At 66.5% G+C, this 17,412-nt stretch carries 18 protein-coding genes; 11 read left to right on the forward strand and 7 right to left on the reverse strand.

The window, feature by feature from the left end; genetic code table 11:
- Nucleotides 1–73: 73 nt before the first annotated feature.
- The 4 genes from sucB (at nucleotide 74) to JVX90_RS10565 (ending at nucleotide 4,550) form a co-directional block, all read left to right on the forward strand.
- On the forward strand, nucleotides 74–1,825 hold the full coding sequence (sucB, locus tag JVX90_RS10550) for a 2-oxoglutarate dehydrogenase, E2 component, dihydrolipoamide succinyltransferase (RefSeq protein ID WP_205328747.1): 1,752 nt from the start codon (nucleotides 74–76) through the stop codon (nucleotides 1,823–1,825).
- A 167-nt stretch (nucleotides 1,826–1,992) separates the two neighbouring features.
- The gene (gene lipB / locus JVX90_RS10555) at nucleotides 1,993–2,727 is read left to right on the forward strand and encodes a lipoyl(octanoyl) transferase LipB (protein WP_205328748.1); all 735 of its coding nucleotides are present in this window, start codon (nucleotides 1,993–1,995) and stop codon (nucleotides 2,725–2,727) included.
- Complete coding sequence (gene lipA / locus JVX90_RS10560) at nucleotides 2,724–3,761, forward strand: lipoyl synthase (protein ID WP_205328749.1); 1,038 nt, start codon at nucleotides 2,724–2,726, stop codon at nucleotides 3,759–3,761. The genes lipB and lipA overlap by 4 nt, the downstream gene beginning before the upstream one ends.
- A gap of 42 nt (nucleotides 3,762–3,803) precedes the next feature.
- Nucleotides 3,804–4,550 (forward strand): DUF4191 domain-containing protein, encoded by a 747-nt coding sequence (locus tag JVX90_RS10565; protein WP_008376824.1) that lies wholly within the window; start codon nucleotides 3,804–3,806, stop codon nucleotides 4,548–4,550.
- A gap of 188 nt (nucleotides 4,551–4,738) precedes the next feature.
- Here JVX90_RS10565 and JVX90_RS10570 read toward each other — a convergent pair whose 3' ends face one another.
- The 4 genes from JVX90_RS10570 to JVX90_RS10585 are packed head-to-tail and all read right to left on the reverse strand — an operon-like array spanning nucleotide 4,739 to nucleotide 8,785.
- Entirely contained in the window at nucleotides 4,739–5,488 is a 750-nt protein-coding gene (locus JVX90_RS10570; protein ID WP_205328750.1) for an amidohydrolase family protein, read from the reverse strand.
- Nucleotides 5,485–6,966 carry an NAD(P)/FAD-dependent oxidoreductase gene (locus JVX90_RS10575; RefSeq protein WP_205328751.1) on the reverse strand — a complete coding sequence of 494 codons (1,482 nt, stop codon included), beginning with the start codon at nucleotides 6,964–6,966 and terminating at the stop codon, nucleotides 5,485–5,487. The genes JVX90_RS10570 and JVX90_RS10575 overlap by 4 nt, the downstream gene beginning before the upstream one ends.
- Nucleotides 6,963–7,895, reverse strand: coding sequence for a patatin-like phospholipase family protein (locus JVX90_RS10580; protein ID WP_205328752.1), 933 nt, complete (start codon nucleotides 7,893–7,895; stop codon nucleotides 6,963–6,965). The genes JVX90_RS10575 and JVX90_RS10580 overlap by 4 nt, the downstream gene beginning before the upstream one ends.
- Nucleotides 7,892–8,785, reverse strand: coding sequence for an SDR family oxidoreductase (locus JVX90_RS10585; RefSeq protein WP_205328753.1), 894 nt, complete (start codon nucleotides 8,783–8,785; stop codon nucleotides 7,892–7,894). The genes JVX90_RS10580 and JVX90_RS10585 overlap by 4 nt, the downstream gene beginning before the upstream one ends.
- A 70-nt stretch (nucleotides 8,786–8,855) precedes the next feature.
- On the opposite strand from JVX90_RS10585, the gene JVX90_RS10590 reads away from it, so the two are divergent.
- Nucleotides 8,856–9,479: a TetR/AcrR family transcriptional regulator gene (locus tag JVX90_RS10590; protein WP_205328754.1), complete on the forward strand. Its 624-nt coding sequence runs from the start codon at nucleotides 8,856–8,858 to the stop codon at nucleotides 9,477–9,479.
- A 66-nt stretch (nucleotides 9,480–9,545) separates the two neighbouring features.
- On the opposite strand, the gene JVX90_RS10595 is transcribed toward JVX90_RS10590, so the two are convergent.
- Nucleotides 9,546–10,106, reverse strand: a complete 561-nt coding sequence (locus tag JVX90_RS10595) for an RDD family protein (RefSeq protein ID WP_205328755.1) — start codon at nucleotides 10,104–10,106, stop codon at nucleotides 9,546–9,548.
- Nucleotides 10,107–10,353: 247 nt separating this feature from the next.
- Here JVX90_RS10595 and glnA point away from each other — a divergent pair, with 247 nt between their 5' ends.
- Nucleotides 10,354–11,787 carry a type I glutamate--ammonia ligase gene (gene glnA / locus JVX90_RS10600; protein ID WP_008376831.1) on the forward strand — a complete coding sequence of 478 codons (1,434 nt, stop codon included), beginning with the start codon at nucleotides 10,354–10,356 and terminating at the stop codon, nucleotides 11,785–11,787.
- Nucleotides 11,788–11,849: 62 nt separating this feature from the next.
- On the opposite strand, the gene JVX90_RS10605 is transcribed toward glnA, so the two are convergent.
- A complete protein-coding gene (locus JVX90_RS10605) occupies nucleotides 11,850–12,827 on the reverse strand; it encodes a zinc-binding dehydrogenase (protein WP_205328756.1) in 978 nt (325 codons plus the stop codon).
- Nucleotides 12,828–12,939: 112 nt separating this feature from the next.
- On the opposite strand from JVX90_RS10605, the gene JVX90_RS10610 reads away from it, so the two are divergent.
- Nucleotides 12,940–13,530 carry a TetR family transcriptional regulator gene (locus JVX90_RS10610; RefSeq protein ID WP_205328757.1) on the forward strand — a complete coding sequence of 197 codons (591 nt, stop codon included), beginning with the start codon at nucleotides 12,940–12,942 and terminating at the stop codon, nucleotides 13,528–13,530.
- A 3-nt stretch (nucleotides 13,531–13,533) separates the two neighbouring features.
- Here JVX90_RS10610 and JVX90_RS10615 read toward each other — a convergent pair whose 3' ends face one another.
- Nucleotides 13,534–14,832, reverse strand: a complete 1,299-nt coding sequence (locus tag JVX90_RS10615) for a PE-PPE domain-containing protein (RefSeq protein WP_205328758.1) — start codon at nucleotides 14,830–14,832, stop codon at nucleotides 13,534–13,536.
- 317 nt (nucleotides 14,833–15,149) lie between these two features.
- Between JVX90_RS10615 and JVX90_RS10620 the strand changes: the two genes are divergently transcribed.
- From JVX90_RS10620 to JVX90_RS10635, 4 genes are read left to right on the forward strand one after another with little or no spacing between them, the layout of a single operon-like run.
- Nucleotides 15,150–16,043: a hypothetical protein gene (locus JVX90_RS10620; protein ID WP_205328759.1), complete on the forward strand. Its 894-nt coding sequence runs from the start codon at nucleotides 15,150–15,152 to the stop codon at nucleotides 16,041–16,043.
- Between the two features lie 17 nt (nucleotides 16,044–16,060).
- On the forward strand, nucleotides 16,061–16,483 hold the full coding sequence (locus tag JVX90_RS10625) for a DUF6325 family protein (RefSeq protein ID WP_205328760.1): 423 nt from the start codon (nucleotides 16,061–16,063) through the stop codon (nucleotides 16,481–16,483).
- Between the two features lie 29 nt (nucleotides 16,484–16,512).
- A complete protein-coding gene (locus tag JVX90_RS10630) occupies nucleotides 16,513–16,797 on the forward strand; it encodes an SHOCT domain-containing protein (protein WP_205328761.1) in 285 nt (94 codons plus the stop codon).
- Nucleotides 16,798–16,834: 37 nt separating this feature from the next.
- Entirely contained in the window at nucleotides 16,835–17,410 is a 576-nt protein-coding gene (locus JVX90_RS10635; RefSeq protein WP_205328762.1) for an FKBP-type peptidyl-prolyl cis-trans isomerase, read from the forward strand.
- The last annotated feature ends 2 nt before the right edge of the window (nucleotides 17,411–17,412 follow it).

Here is a 17,412-nt window from a genome sequence, read left to right on the forward strand (position 1 = left end):
TGCACACGCGATAAGCACCCGCGAATCGGCTTGACCGAACGGCACAAGTTCACGAGTTAGGGAGTCACACGCAATGGCCTTCTCTGTTGAGATGCCCGCCCTGGGTGAGAGCGTCACCGAGGGAACCGTCACCCAATGGCTGAAGCAGGAAGGCGACACCGTCGAAATCGACGAGCCCCTGCTCGAGGTCTCGACCGACAAGGTCGACACCGAGATCCCGTCCCCGGTGGCGGGCGTCCTGACCAAGATCGTCGCCCACGAGGACGACGTGGTCGAGGTCGGAGGCCAGTTGGCTCTCATCGGAGAGGCCGGCGAGGCCGCTCCCGAAGCAGAGGAGCCCGCGGCAGCGGCCGCTCCCGAGCCGGAGGCCGAGCCCGAGGCTGAACCCGCTCCGGCCGAGGCCGCTCCGGCGGCCGAGACCTCGGCTGCCGCACCCGCGAGCGGCTCCGCGTCCGGCACCGATGTCGTGATGCCCGAACTCGGCGAGTCGGTCACCGAAGGCACCGTCACCAACTGGCTCAAGGCCGTCGGCGACACCGTCGACGTGGACGAGCCGCTGCTGGAGGTCTCGACCGACAAGGTCGACACCGAGATCCCGTCGCCCGTCGCAGGTGTGCTCCTGGAGATCATCGCCGACACCGACGACGTCGTCGACGTCGGTGGTCGTCTCGCCGTGATCGGCGACGCGAACGCCGCACCGGCGTCTGAGCCGGCCCCGAAGGCGGCCCCCGAGCCCGAGGCCGAGCCGGAGCCCGCACCCGAGCCGAAGCCCGCACCCGCTCCCGCACCGAAGACCGAGGCGAAGCCCGAACCGGCGCCCGCCCCGGCCGAGCCGGAGCAGGCCGCCCCGGCCGCGTCGTCGGAGACCCTGGAGTCGACCCCGTACGTCACTCCCCTCGTGCGCAAGCTCGCCGCCGAGAACGACATCGACCTCTCGACGCTGACCGGCACCGGTGTCGGCGGACGCATCCGGAAGCAGGACGTGCTCGCCGCTGCCGAGGCGAAGAAGGCTCCGGCGCCCGCACCGGCCGCAGCTGCACCCGCCGCCGCTCCCGCTGCGGCTGCTCCGGCCGTCGCGACTGCCAGCCCCGAGCTCGCGGCGCTCCGCGGAACGACGCAGAAGATCAACCGCATCCGTCAGATCACCGCGGCGAAGACCCGTGAGTCGCTGCAGACGAGCGCACAGCTCACGCAGGTCCACGAAGTCGACATGACCAAGGTCGCGACGCTGCGGAAGGCCGCCAAGGCGGGCTTCGCCGCCGCCGAGGGCGTCAACCTGACGTTCCTGCCGTTCTTCGCCAAGGCCGTCGTCGAGGCCCTCAAGGCGCACCCGAACGTCAACGCGTCGATCAACGAAGAGGCGAAGGAGATCACGTACCACGCGGCCGTGAACCTCGGCATCGCCGTGGACACACCGCAGGGACTGCTCTCGCCTGTGATCCACAACGCCGACGACTTGTCGCTGGCGGGCCTCGCCCGTGCGATCGCCGACATCGCCGACCGCGCACGCAACGGCGGTCTCAAGCCCGATGAGCTCGCAGGCGGCACTTTCACCATCACGAACATCGGCAGCCAGGGCGCACTGTTCGACACGCCGATCCTGGTTCCGCCGCAGGCCGCCATGCTCGGCACGGGTGCGATCGTCAAGCGGCCGGTGGTCCTGACCGCGGCCGACGGCACCGAGTCGATCGCCTCGCGGTCGATGGCGTTCCTGCCGCTGACTTACGATCATCGCCTGATCGACGGCGCTGACGCCGGTCGTTTCGTCACGACTGTCCGCAAGCGTCTGGAAGCCGGAGAGTTCGCCGGCGACCTGGGACTGTGACACGCGTCCAATCCGCATGACCGCCGTTCGCGGCGACCATCCCGGTCGCCGCGGACGGCGTTCGTCTTTCCCGTCCGGAATGATTCCGGTGCGCGCCGCGTTGCAGATTCATGTGCCACGCCGCGACGCCTTTCCCGTCTGTCTGATGTGTTCTTTGGAGTGCCGCTGTGCGTAACGGATCCGCCCGATTGAGCAGTGAACCGATCGAGGTGCGACGCCTCGGCGTGATCGACTATCCGGACGCTTATCGGATACAGCACGAGCTGGCCGATCAACGTGCGTCCGGCGAACTCGACCACGACGTGCTGCTTCTCCTCGAGCATCCATCGGTGTACACCGCGGGCAAGCGGACGCAGGACGCCGACCGCCCCACCAACGGGGCGCTCGTCATCGACGTCGACCGCGGCGGCCGCATCACATGGCACGGCCCCGGCCAGCTCGTCGGCTACCCGATCGTGCTTCTCGCCGAACCGGTCGACGTCGTCGACTACGTCCGCCGCATCGAAGAAGCGCTCATCCGAGTCTGCAACGGGCGGGGTCTGTCCACCGGCCGCGTCGACGGACGGTCCGGCGTCTGGATCGACGACGAGAAGGGCGACCGGAAACTCGGCCAGATCGGCATCCGCGTCGCCAAGGGCGTGACGCTGCACGGCTTCGCCCTCAACGTCGACCCCGACATGACGGTGTTCGACGCGATCGTGCCGTGCGGGATCCCCGACGCGGGCGTCACCTCGATCGCGAAGGAGATCGGCGCGCCCATCAGCGTCGACTCGATCCTCGATGAGGTGACGGCTTCGATCGCCGAATGTCTCGACGATCCGATCCCGCCGTCACCCGGTCACACCGCCGACGTGCTCGACTCGACATCCCCCACACCCTCGACCGTAGGAACTCTGCAGTGACTGCCACACCGTCCACCCCGTCCCCCGCCGACGCCCCGAGCGGCCGCAAACTGCTCCGTCTCGAGGTCCGCAACGCGCAGACCCCCATCGAACGCAAGCCCAAGTGGATCAAGACCAAGGCGACGATGGGCCCGGAGTACACCGAGCTCAAGTCGCTGGTGAAGGGTGAAGGTCTGCACACCGTGTGCGAGGAGGCCGGCTGCCCCAACATCTACGAGTGCTGGGAAGACCGCGAGGCCACCTTCCTCATCGGAGGTGAGCAGTGCACCCGACGCTGCGACTTCTGCCAGATCGACACGGGCAAGCCCTCCGCGCTCGACCGCGACGAGCCCCGTCGCGTGGCCGAGTCGGTCCGGTCGATGGGATTGCGCTACTCGACGATCACCGGCGTCGCACGCGACGACCTTCCCGACGAGGGCGCATGGCTGTACGCGGAGACCGTCCGCAAGATTCACGAACTGAACCCCGGCACGGGCGTCGAGAATCTGATCCCCGACTTCCACGCCAAGCCCGACCTGCTCGCCGAGGTCTTCGAGTCTCGCCCCGAGGTCCTCGCCCACAACGTGGAGACCGTGCCGCGCATCTTCAAGCGGATCCGCCCCGCCTTCCGTTACGAGCGGTCACTCGACGTGATCACCCAGGCGCGCGACTTCGGCCTGGTCACCAAGTCGAACCTGATCCTCGGCATGGGCGAGACACCGGAGGAGATCCAAGAATCGCTTCGCGACCTGCACGAAGCAGGCTGCGACATCGTGACGATCACCCAATACCTGCGCCCGTCGCCACGACACCACCCGGTGGAGCGCTGGGTGAAGCCCGAAGAGTTCGTCGAGCACTCGCAGTACGCGGAAGAGCTCGGTTTCGCCGGCGTGATGGCCGGACCACTCGTCCGCTCGTCCTACCGCGCCGGACGCCTCTACTCGCAGGCCATGGCACGCCACGGGCGCGAACTCGCGCCGGAACTCGCACACCTCGCCTCCGAGGGATCGGCGGCACAGGAAGCGTCGTCCGTCCTCGCTCGGATGTCGCGCTGACCGCGCGACGTATCCCGCATCGAGACCTTTAGACTGGTAGGCATGGCGAAGGCGCAAGACAAGAGCAAAGAGGCGAAGGCCGCAGCGAAGGCCGCCCGCAAGGCGGCCAGCAAGGAACGCCGTCAGCAAATCTGGCAGGCGTTCCAGATGCAGCGCAAGGAGGACAAGGCCCTCATTCCGCTGATGGCGGCAGTGATCCTCGGCGTGACGGCGATCTTCGTCGTTCTGAGCCTCTTCGCATTCGGGCCGCTGTGGATGATGATCCCGCTCGGCCTGATCCTCGGTGTGCTGCTGTCGTTCATCCTGTTCGGCCGCCGCGTCCAGAAGACCGTGTACAAGAAGGCCGACGGACAGCCGGGCGCCGCCGGATGGGCGCTGGGCAACATCCGCGGCCAGTGGCGAGTGCAGCAGGCCGTCGCCGGAACATCTCACCTCGACGCAGTGCACCGCGTGATCGGCAAGCCGGGCGTGATCCTCGTGGCCGAAGGCCAGGCCAGCCGCGTGAAGCCGCTGATGTCGCAGGAGAAGAAGAAGGTCGCTCGCGTCGTCGGCGACACTCCCGTCTACGAGGTCATGGTCGGAGACGGCGAGGGCGAAGTCCCGCTCGCGAAGCTGGAACGCTACATCCGCAAGCTGCCGAACAACATCGACCGCAATCGCATGGAAGCCGTGGACGGTCGTCTGTCGGCGCTCAAGGCGAAGGGCGGCGCCGGCGCCGCGCTACCCAAGGGACCGATGCCTCAAGGCGCCAAGATGCGCAGCGCTGCACGTACCGTTCGTCGTCGCTGACCTTCGAGCTCAAGGCATTTCCTCGCTTCAGACCGAAAGGCGAGGCGAAGCAGTTTCCTCGGCAGTCCTCGCGGGCTCGCCTAGCGGCTCGCGCGCAGCGGAGGGCTCCGAAACTGTTTCGCCTCGCCTTCTTCGTTGGTCTGTCCCTGCTTCCTGCTCGTTGCGTGTCGAAGCGTCGTGACAAGTGATCAGACCCGGTACCAGCGCGCGGCGTTGGACCAGAGCACGTCGTCGATGAGGTCGTCGCCGACCGCTTCACGAACGAGGTCGAGATCGGTGTCGAGGAATGGCCGCGGGGCACGTGTCGACGGCAGGTCGGTTCCGACCATCAGCGCTCCGGGATCCACGTCTACGATCGCCCGCATCGCGGCCACCGGGTCGAGTTCGATGCGACCGAACCCGGTGGCTTTCACTCGGACTCCGGCCCCCACCAGCCGCAGCAGGTCTGTGAACCCGTCTGCCGACAGTCCAAGGTGGTCGATGCTGATCGCCGGAAGCCTGCGAAGCATCGGCGCGAGCGCGGCGAGGTCGTTCGAATCGATGTAGAGCTCGCTGTGCCAGCCGACGAGGTCGTGCACTCGGCACGCCAACGACTCGAGTTCGTCGAGCGACGCCGATCCCCCGCGTCGGACGTTGAACCGGACAGCCCGTACACCGAGGCCGTCCAACTCGGCGATCCGATCGTCAGGCGTGTCGGCCGGAATCTGGGTGACACCGACGAAACATCCGGGCAGAGTCGCCAGAGCGTCGAGGAGATACGTCTGGTCGAATGCCTGGAACGACCCGGAGACGACCGCCCCACCCCGCACCCCCAAGTCTCGGACTCGGCTCGCATAGTCCGCAGCGGTGAACGCCGGCGGCAGGTATCCGTTGTTCTCGACGAGCGGGAATCGCGGATCCACGATGTGCAGGTGGGCGTCGAACAGTCTGCGGGTCATCGCGTTCGGACGATCCTCGAACGCCCCACGACGAAGTGCTCCTCTTGTGGAGCTGCGAGCATGCGGTCGAGGGTCCGGCGGTCGAACGGCCACAGGTCGATGCCCGAACCGGTCTGGTACCAGGAGTTGCAGCCGGTGTTCCAGACAGTCGGCTCCATCGCCTCGGCCACCTGCGCGTTGAACTCGGCCGTCGCCTCCTCGGTCACCTCGACCTCGTCGACGTCGCCGGACCGGAACCTCTCCAACCACGCGATGATGTACGTCGCAGTCTTCGATGCGGAGTGCTGCAGTGAAATCGAACCGGTCGGAGAGTTGGGGCCGAGAACCGTGAACAGGTTCGGGAAGCCGGGGATCGCGGTCATCCGGTAGGCTCGCGGACCGTCGCTCCAGACGTCGTCGAGCTTCACTCCGTCACGTCCGACGACGTTCATCGGACGCATGTAGTCGTGCGCACGGAAGCCGGTCGCCAGAACGATCACGTCCACGTCATGGGTACGACCGTCCTCGGTGACGATGCCGCCATGGACAACTCGGTTGATGCCCGAACTGACCACTTCGGTGTTGCGTGCGTTGATCGCCCGGTAATACGACCCCGACAGCACTTGGCGTTTGCACAGCGGCTCGTAGTCAGGGGTGAGCTGATCGCGCAGCGCTCCCGATCCCACCTGCGCACGTAGTGAGATCTCTGCGTACTTCTGCACGGCGCGCCGACGCCAGGTCGGCTTCGTGACGACGTCGACGAGGATTCCCGCTCCTTTCAGCAGGACACTGTGCAGCGCGTCCTGAACCGAAGGTGCTGCGCGGAAGAGCTTGGCCACGCCGGGCACGGCGGGGAGATGCATCGGCGCCCAGAGAATCCACTGCGGTGAGCGGACGAAGTGAGTCACCGAGGCCGCCTCCGGCTGCAGCGCGGACACCACCTGAACGCCTGTCGAACCGGTGCCGAGTACCGCGATGCGCCTGCCAGCGGTGACCAGATCGTCGTCCCACCGTGCAGTGTGCACAACGGGCCCGTCGAACGTGTCGAGACCGTCGATGTCGGGATACGCCGGATTGTGCAGGACACCCGTCGCGCAGATGACGAAGTCCGCGACGTGGACGTCGCCCGCCGACGTGCTGACCGTCCACTCCCCCGACACGTCGTCGAAGACGGTCGAGACCACCTCCGTGTCGAGGCGGATCCGATCGGCGAGGCCGAACTGCTCGACGACGTCGCGGTGATACTGCTGGATCTGCGGCCCGGTGGCCCAGATCCTCGACCAGTCCGGTTTGGGCGCGAACGCAAACTGATAGATCTCCGACGGCACGTCGCAGGTCAGTCCGGGGTAGTGATTCCAGTACCAGACCCCGCCGACGTCCGAGCCCTTCTCGAGGACGACGAAGTCGGTGAACCCAGCACGATCGAGATGGTGGGCCGTGGTGATTCCGGCGACGCCCGCACCGATGACGACGATGCGCGGCTCCCTGCGACCGCTCACGCGACTGCTCCCTCGTCGAGTGCACGGCGGACGCTGTCGGCGGCGGAGATCATCGACTGCTCGAACGCCTCGGCGCGCTTGTCGCGCGCCATGAAGTTGGGACCGAGGCCACGCAGGTCACGAGCGTCGGGAGTGATCACCACGACCTCGGTGCCGCGTGCCCGGACCGCTTCGACTTCTCGCCACATCACAGCCGACATCGGCTTGCGGAGGAGGAGCCTCTCGAGGGCGCCCCCGATCCCGGGCCCGGAGGCCGCCCCCGCCGACGCCATCGGCGCGAGAAGATAGATCAGGTCAGCCTCATCTGGACCGACCAGATCAACCGATGCGGTCGACGCCGCGCCGCCGTCCACGTACGTGCGACCGTCGATCTCCACCGGCGGCATCCAGCCGGGAATCGCCCACGACGCACGCAACGCCTGGCCTGCCGTGGCAGCGGGCGACCCCGGGCTGCCGAACGCGACACGTTCACCGTCCCCGGGCCGGTAGGCGACCAGCCGCACGCCATCGCGTTCGAACCAGTCACGCCCTCCAGTCGACGCGTCTGCGAGACGCTGGAGCCAGGCGGTGTCACCACGGCCTCGCGGGGCGAGGCCGGTGAGTCGAGAATGCCCCGGTCCTCCGGCTCGAACGGCCGACAGGCTCGGCACCGCCGGTGCCGGCAGCTTCGGCAACGACGGAGGACAGTCCGCGAGGTGACTGCACAGCACCGCGTTCGGCGGGTTCCCCTGCTGCATCGCAACGAGGTCGGCAACACTGTGCCCGCCCGCAAGCATGGTGACGATCTCCGATCCGGCGGAAGTCCCCTGGAGGATCGACGCCGACGCCGGATCCCAGCCCGTCTGGTCGACGAGATGATGCAGCGCGGCGACGGTCCACGCACCGCCGATGGTTCCGCCGCAGCCGATGACGAGTGCGGTGCGGGTCATGCGCCGGCCTCCGACTTGTCTGCCGCGTGATCACGGGACTGGCGATCGATCCGGTCGAGGTATGCGCGACGCTCCTCGGCGTCCAACGCCATGGCCTGACGCTCCCCGGCCAGGCGACGAGCGACTCGCTCGACGAATTCGGGGACGAACGCGTCGACGAGCACCCAACCGGGAGCGATCCAACCCGGCACAGACGTCCGAGGCGCTCTGACGCGGACACTGCGGACCACGGCTCTCGCCACGTCCTCCGGGTCGACCGTCGGCAGGATCCCACCCAGCTTCGCGCCGGACGCCAGTTCGGTGCGGACCGCCGACGGCAGGATCGCCGAGACCGTCACTCCGGTCCCGTCGTACTCCCGGCGCGCGGCAAGCGATGCTCCGAGCGCGGCGAACTTGCTCGCGTTGTACGTGACCATGCCCGGCAGCGGGATCATGCCGGCCAGCGAGGCGACGTTCACGATGTGCCCGACACCTGCGTCGCGCATGAGCGGCAACACGGACCGCATGCCGAGGAGGAGTCCGCGCACGTTCACGTCGAGCATCAGATCAGTCGTCGCGTCCGGCTCGTCTTCGAACGGACCGACGGGCATCACGCCCGCATTGTTGACAAGAACGTCGATTCGTCCCGATTCGCCGATCACCGTCTCGACGAACCGGGTCCACGACGAATGCGAGGTGACATCCAGATGGGCCGATCGAATACCCAGCCGGGCCGCTGTCTGAGCGGCGACGTCGGCGTCGACGTCGCCGATCCACACCTGCGCCCCTCGACTCGCGAACAGTTCGGCGGTGGACGCACCGATGCCGCGGGCGCCGCCGGTGATCACGACGACGGCGCCGTCGACGTCGATCGCCGGATTGGACGAGTTGAGGAATGGCAGCTTCATCATGCCGACGATCATTGTTCAAATACCGCCGGTATGTCAATACCCACGGTATGCACCCGCTATGATCGTCTCCATGCCACCCGAGACCGCACGACTGACCCGATCGGACCGACGAGCTAAGACCGTCGCCGATCTGGTGACGACCGCGCGGACCGCATTCCTCCGAGACGGATACGCCGCCACCAGCCTCGACGCCATCGCGGAGGCCGCGGGTTACTCGAAGGGCGCCGTCTACTCGAACTTCAAGGACAAGCCGACGCTGTGCCGCGCAGTGCTCGTCGACATCCACGACGAGAAGATGGCGGAGATCGCCGATCTGGCGCCCGGCGACGGCGAGGTGGACCCGATTCGATTCGTCGACGGTCTCGCCGACTGGCTTCGACGGTCCCTCGGCGACATGGAGTGGACGATGCTCGAGTTCGAGTACGCCGCGCTCGCGCGCAGCAATCCGGACGTCAAGGAGGCGATCGCGACCCTCCGCTACGAGATCAGCGAGACGATCGCGGCGCAGTTGGCCCGGGTGTTCGGCGATTCACTGGCCATCAGCGACGCGTTCGGCTCACCGCACGACATCGCCGACCTGATACTGAGCACCGGGATCGGCCTCAGCGTGCAGCGCGCGATCGACCCGCGAGTGTCCGTAGAGCCGGCGATCGGCATCCTCACCGCCGTAGCCGCACTGCTGCACAAGATGTGAAAGAACTTCGGCACTCTCTACCGCGCATAGCGCGGCGAAGAGTGCCGAAGTTGAGAGAACGGCGGATCAGCGCGTGCGGACGAGCGCCGTTCCGGTTGCGCGATCGTGCATGCTGCGTCCGTTGAGGTCGGCGATGAGAGCAGGGACGACGAAGAAGACGATCACCTGCCGGACGAGGGCGCGGACGAACCCGACCGCCGCGCGCGGCTCCGTTCCTGCGGCTTCTGCCGCGTTCCGCTCGGCGCCGTAGTCCACGCGGGCCACGCGCATCCCGGCCAGATACTGCCCCGGCGTGAAGCCGAACAGGCTGACGGCGACCAGACCCATCACGAACCAGGTGATCGCCTGCACCGGCGACGCAGCGCGCATCGTCATCTCAAAACCGCTGGCCATCCCCTCGGGGCCACGAACCCCGACGATGAGGATCGCGACTCCGCCTGCGATCAACCAGTCGGCGAGGATGCCGACGAGACGCTGCCAGCCCGAGGCGAGGGCGCCGACACCCGATTCCGGAAGCCCGAGGTCTTCACCACGGAACCGGTTTCCTTCGGCACCCGGGATCTGGGGGCCCGACAGCCACGTCCCCGCGGCACGTCGAGTGGATCCGGAGTCACCGCGTGAAGTCATGCCTTCATCGTAGTCAGTGGGCGGCGAACACCAAGTTCGGTGGCCGAGGCCACACGCACGCGCACCGAGTGCGGCTAATCTGTAACACGTCGTCCGTGACGTAACACGGCGGAAACATTCGCTTGACGCACGGGCAACCTCACCTCCATAGATTTCATTGGTGAGATCCGGCGCCGTCGCATCACGGCGGCTTCGGAAGTGCGACCAGAGGTTCTGGTCGGATGTTCAGTAAGGAGTCAGGCCAACCGTGTACAACACGAACGAAGAGCTGCTCGAGGGAATCCGCACGTCCGGTGTCGAGTACGTCGACATCCGTTTCTGCGATCTGCCGGGCACAATGCAGCACTTCTCCATCCCCGCCGCTGCATTCACCGAAGACGTCTTCACCGAGGGCCTGGCATTCGACGGTTCGTCGGTCCGCGGCTTCCAGTCGATCGACGAGTCGGACATGATGCTGCTGCCCGACCCGGCGACCGCGCGCATCGATCCGTTCCGCAAGGCCAAGACGATGAACGTGAGCTTCTTCGTCCATGACCCGTTCACGCGCGAGGCCTACAGCCGCGACCCGCGTAACGTTGCCCGCAAGGCGGAGGACTACCTGCGTTCGACCGGCATCGCCGACACCTGCTTCTTCGGTGCCGAGGCCGAGTTCTACATCTTCGACTCGGTCTCGTTCAGCTCCGAGATGAACTCGACTCACTACGAGGTCGAGTCCGAGTCGGGCTGGTGGAACTCCGCGTCGCCGACCAACCCCGACGGCACCCCGAACCTCGGCTACAAGGTTCGCCCCAAGGGCGGATACTTCCCCGTCGCTCCGTACGACCACTACGTGGACCTGCGCGACGAGATGTCGACCAACCTGACCAACTCGGGCTTCGAGCTCGAGCGCGGCCACCACGAGGTCGGCACCGGCGGCCAGGCCGAGATCAACTACAAGTTCAACACGCTGCTGCACGCCGCTGACGACGTTCAGCTGTTCAAGTACATCATCAAGAACACCGCGTGGCAGAACCAGAAGTCGGTCACCTTCATGCCGAAGCCGCTCTTCGGCGACAACGGCTCGGGCATGCACGCTCACCAGTCGCTGTGGAAGGACGGCAAGCCCCTGTTCCACGACGAGTCGGGCTACGCCGGTCTGTCGGACATCGCGCGTCACTACATCGGCGGCATCCTGCACCACGCACCGTCGCTGCTCGCGTTCACCAACCCGACGATCAACTCGTACAAGCGTCTGGTCCCCGGTTACGAGGCTCCGATCAACCTGGTCTACAGCCAGCGCAACCGCAGTGCCTGCGTCCGCATCCCGGTCACCGGTAACAACCCGAAGGCCAAGCGCGTCGAGTTCCGTTGCCCCGACAGCTCGGGCAACCCGTACCTGGCCTTCGCCGCGATGATGATGGCAGGCCTGGACGGCGTGAAGAACAAGATCGAGCCGCACGAGCCTGTCGACAAGGACCTCTACGAGCTCCCGCCGGAGGAGGCCAAGGGCATCCCGCAGGCGCCGACCTCGCTGGCAGCGGTCATCGATCGCCTCGAGCAGGATCACGACTACCTCACCGCAGGCGGCGTGTTCACCGAGGACCTGATCGAGACCTGGATCAACCTCAAGCGTGAGAACGAGATCATGCCGGTGCAGATCCGTCCGCACCCGTACGAGTTCTCCCTGTACTACGACTGCTGATCAGTTCTCAGCACAACAGAGCCCCGTCCGACGGTCATGTCGGACGGGGCTCTGTCATTTGCCTACGGCTTCAGCAGGATCTTTCCGGAACGGCCTGCTGTCGCGTTCGCGGCGACGGCGTCGCGGATCTTCTCCAGGGGGTAGACGGCTTCGACGGGGAGCGACAGTTCGCCGGCACCAACACGTTCGACGAGTTCGGCCATCAGTTCAGCGTTCCGCGTACGGTCCATGGTGGCGCTGACCGTGCTCGCCCAGAACCCCTTGACGGTGGCCTGCTTGAAGATGAGGTCTCCCGACGGGATCTTCACGACGGGCGACTCCATCGCCCCGAAAACGATGAGCGTCGAGTTCTCACCCAACAGCTGCATCATGTCGCCCGTCGCGCGTCCACCGACGGAGTCGACACCCGCGATGATCGGCGCGTCGCCGGCGATCGCGCGGACCTTCTCCTGCCACCCGTCCTCATCGGTCGCGACGACACGATCGATTCCGATGGCGGCGAGTTCGTCAACGCCTGCGGCACGACGGACCAGGCTGATCACGTTGACTCCGCGGGCTGACGCGAGCTGAGCGAGCGTGCGGCCGACCGCACCGTTGGCCGCATTCTGGATGAGCCACTGGCCCTCGCCGAGGTTCAGCTGGTCGAGCAGCGTGATCGACGAGTACGGCATCGCGAGGAGTTGGGCGGCGTCCTCATCGGACAAGGTGTCCGGGACCGGAATCAGCCCGGTCGCCTTTGCGACGAAGAACTCGGCCCAGGCGCCGAACTTCTGACCGGTGGCCACTCGCTGCCCGACCGCCAAGTTGTCGACTCCCTCACCGAGTGCGTCGACGACACCGACCGCCTCGGTGCCGGCTTGTGCGGGCAGCTCAGGCTTGAAGCCGTACTCACCCCTGATCGTCCAGAGATCATGGTTGTGGATGGGCGACAGCACTACGCGGACGCGCACCTCGCCGGGGCCCGGGTCGGGAGTAGGGATCTCCTCGACGCCGAGGATCTCTTCCGGCGTTCCGAACTGAGGGTATTTGACGGCGCGCATCGGCTGGCCTCTCTCAACGATTGACGGTGGTCGTCCCCCACCGTACGTCCGCTGTCACACTATGACAAGTAAGGCACTGGATGAACTTTCTGTCACTGATAGACTCGCGTGCATGACTGCAGAGGGCAACGGCATGAGGGCACGCGCACGCGAAGCCGTGACGTGCGCACTCGCCGATCTCGCCCTCGACATGTTCGATCAGCACGGCTACGACACCGTGACGGTCGCCGATATCGCGAAAGCCGCCGACATCTCCTCGCGCAGCTTCTTCCGCTACTTCCCGAACAAGGACGATGTGGTGTTCGGCAGCCGCATGCCGACGGCGCAGGCGGTCGTCGATGCGTACCTCTCACACGGTGGCAGTCCGTGGGAGGCGCTGCGGCTCACCTTCCGCGGCGCAGGCGTCGAGATGGACCTGATGGCAGAGTCGTGGAAGCAGATCATGCGGATCATCTCGTCAAGCTCGGAGCTCCGCGCGAAGAACCTCGAACGGCACATCGCGTGGGCAGTGGCGCTCATGCCGCACGTTGAGAAATCCATCCCGGACAGCAACTCGCGTCGTCTCGCCGACATCACCATCAACTCCGCACTCACCTGCTTCGACGTCGCCCTTCGCACGTGGAGCCAGAGCGACGGGTCCACACCCCTCGCCGACATCATCGACGACATGTTCGCCCAGGTGCAGATACCCGCCGCCGGTTGATCGTCACGCGTCGGCCAGCGGCGCCTCGACTGGAACCGTGAACGCCGGATCAATCGGAAGACCCGCCACGGGGGCTCCCACGAGCGCAGCCATCCGGTCGACGTCGACACTGCCGCCCACCGCCGGGCCGAACACATTCGACGCGACCTCTGACGCTCGGGGAAGCACGGTTTCAGCCCTGTCCCCCGGAACGAGAGGAGCCGACGGCACCGCGGCCAGTTCGGCATCCTGGGCGTCGGATACGGCCACCGGAGGCAACTGAATCCGCTCGGCCACACCGACTCCGGGGACTGCGATCGCGTCGACCACGTCGTCGACAGTCCCGACAACGGCATCCACCAACTGGACGACTGCGACGAGGATCGCCTGCAGATCCGCGATCGGCGGCAGCACAACGGCACCGATTCGCGGAGGCAGCACCCACCCGAGGATGGGCGGGAAGTATGCGGCCACAGGTGTCGGCCGATACGTCGTCGCGATCGGCGCGGGCGTGATGAACAGGCGACTGACCGGGTCGAGCACGTCGTAGAGCGTCGGAATCCCGGGCGCGGGCCTGACGGTGTCCGCCGTCGGTATGTACGGCGCGCGCCGGACCGTGTGCAAGTGACCGTCGTCGACGGTGTGCGGTGCGGCGAAGTAGTCGCCGTGCGCACCGTAGACGAGATACCCGAGAAGATTGTTGACGAACCCGATCGGGTCGAGTATCGGGTTGGGCGCCGCGCAGATCCCGTCGTTGGTCTGGCAGACCTGCGTGACGCGGATGTTCCGCGTCTGCGGCCGCGGCCCCATCATCGGGAATCCCGGCACAAACGACGGCAGCGTCGCCATGACTCCGGGTCGGACTGGATCAGGTCGGCGTGGATCCGAATAGAGGACGCAGCTCGTGTTTCGCGCCATCACCGGGTCGGAGTCGAACGTGTTGCACACGTTGCCGGTGACGAGAGCCCCTTGAGAGAATCCCACCAGGCGGATGTGCGATTCCGGGCAGCGCGCGCGGAACGACCGCGCGGCCCGGCGCAGGTTCCGTTCGCCCTCGGCCGTCGACTCGGCCCCACTGATGTTGCCCCCGACCGGCGAGATGCTCGCGCTGTAGCGAACCTTTGTTCGCTGCGTGTCGGCCGGCACCGGCTTCCCCATCGCACCGAGTCGAATGCCGTCGGGCTGCGCCGCCCCTCCGGTGGAGAACTCCATCACCTGCGGGCAGTTCGGAGCCGCCGACGCCGTCCCGACGTTTGATGGCAACATCGGGGACAGAAGTCCCGCGGCAAGCAGAACCAAGATCCCGGATCTCCGAATATTCATGCGGCAGAGAGTATTTCGCCTTTTCACTGGAGCCCATAGTAAAAAAGGTGATGCGCAACACTCAGCAAATCAGTGACGCGAATGTAAACAGCTATGGCGCACTAACCGAGGCGTCACAGGCCGTTTCGCGAGGTCGCGACGCGGTGACGACGGATGCGGTATCACGCAGTTAACCTCGCAGCAAAGTGCGTCGTACTGCCTGTGACGGACACCTCAGTGCACCCAGCAAACCATCCGCGCATTCGGACCGGTCTCGTCGGGCTGCTAGCGTCGAACCCTGGACATCATGTAGAGAGTTCAACGACCGAAGGGACGAGATGAGCGGACGGCATCGTGCTTCGTCGGATGACAGCACGTCCGTGCGGCGCGCACCCGTCTTCGCCGGTCTCGCCGTCGTTGTGATCGTCGCAATTGCAGTCGGGGTGTTTCTTGTCGTCCGGAACGACGACGAGAGTCGTCCACTCGCCGACGCCGCTCCGACCGCGCAGTCGCCTGCCGACGCGGAGGCTCGACTGACTGCATCCTTCCGCGCGCTCCGCTTCCGCACCCCAGTCGGCGTGGCCATCGTTCCCGTCGGAGGCGGCAAGCCCCTCTTGTTCGGGGATCAGACGGTCCGCGACGCGTGGTCCACGATCAAGGCGCCTCTCGGCCTTGCAGCCGAGCGGAAGCACGGTATGAGCCGCACCGAGGCGAACGCCGTCGTCGACTCCGACAACAACTCCGCCCGCATTCTCACCAAGTCGCTCGGCACCCCCGCGGAGGCCTCAGAGGCGCTCGCCGACGTCCTCAGCGAAGGCGGCGACACGACCACCGTGCCTCCCCCGCATCGCGGTTCCACACACCCGATGCTCGGCGAGACCCAGTGGTCGCTCGTCGACTCCGCCACGTGGACTGCGAACCTTCCGTGCATGACCGGCAGCGATCACATCCTCGAGCTCATGCGCGACGTCGCCGATGTCCAGGAATGGGGTGTGCGGCGCCTCGGTGACGAGCGGACCGCAGTCAAGGGCGGATGGGGACCCGCAGCGGACGGCGGTTACGTCGTTCGTCAGATCGGAGTCGTGACGCTCCACGACGGATCGCAAGTCGCCGTATCCACGAGCACCCACACTCCGAAGATGACGTTCGAGGCAGGCACGGCGACGCTCGACAAGGTCGCAGCGTGGTTGAAGGACGAATTCGACAGCCTTCCCGGTGGCCGCTGCCACTGACCGCTACAGTTTCTCCCATGAACAGCCCCACCGTCGGTCCCGTCGACTACCTCGTGATCGAGTTCCCCGCGGGCACGGTCTCCGCCGGAGGCTTCTCCGCGCTGCTGGAGCGCGTCGACGCCGGTATCGTCTTCATCGTCGACATCGAGTTCTTCCGCCGTGACGACGTAGGCGTCACCACCGTCCCCGCACACGACTTCGGCGTGGTCGACGGGCTCGACTTCGCCGAGTTCGACGGCGCTGCGAGCAGCCTGCTCGACGCCGATGACCTCGCTATCGTCACCGACGCCCTCATCCCCGGATCGGTCGGAGCCGTGATCGTGTACGAAGACCTGACCATGGCTCCAGTCGTGGCCGCGTTCGACGCTGCGGGCGCTCGACTCGTCGCCTCCGGTCCTGTGTCAACTGACGATCTCGACACCGCCCTTGGCGACGCCTGACGTCCACCACCATCCTCTGAGGAGTCCCCATGGCACTTTTGAAGCGCGCCGCGCGCGTTGCCGTCGCCAGTTCAGTCCACGGACGCGTGCAGCGTCGGCAACAGCAGCGCTGGGCCCAGCAAGACACTGCCGCCGCAGCTGCTGCGCAACCCACTGCGCAGACGCCCGTCGCGGCCCCGTTGGCAGCCGCGCCGACGGCAGGCGCTATCGACGATCAGCTCGCCCGACTCGCACAGCTCGGCCAACTCCGCGACGCGGGCGTCCTCACCGACGCTGAGTTCGAGGCGAAGAAGGCCCAGATCCTCGCCCTCTGATCGGCCCGGCGACCCGCCGCCGGTACGCTTGCCGATCATGAAGCTCAAGCCCCTGATCCTGGTCCCCGCTGCAGTGTCGGCGCTGGTTCTCGCCGGCTGTTCGTCAACAGACGACTCCGCCTCCGAGACCACGTCGCCGACGGTGGCCCCCACCACGTGCCCAACCGATGTGCCCGCGTCCACGACACAGGCCGACTGGGTGCTCCAGGGCACGAAGGGGTCGATCGAGGTCGTCGCGCCTACAGACGCCAAGGCTCCGCTGATCACGGTCAATGGGAATTTCGAAGTCGGTGAGACGACCGTCAAGACGCTCGTCCCGGGTACTGGCGCTGACGTCACCGCGGACTCGTTTGTGAGTGTCTGCTACGAAGGCGTCAACGGGCGCGACGGCAAGATCTTCGACAGCGCCTTCGAGAAGGGGTCGCCGGCATCATTCTCGCCCACGGGCGTCGTTCCCGGTTTCCGCGAGGCGCTCATCGGTCAGAAGGTCGGCGCCAAGGTGGCCGTGGCCATGACGCCTGCCGACGGGTACGGACCTGATGGGCAACCCGACGCCGGCATTCAGGGCACCGACACGCTCGTCTTCGCGCTCTCCATCCTCGACGCGAGCTGACG

This window comes from Gordonia sp. PDNC005, assembly GCF_016919385.1.
Taxonomy (GTDB): domain Bacteria; phylum Actinomycetota; class Actinomycetes; order Mycobacteriales; family Mycobacteriaceae; genus Gordonia.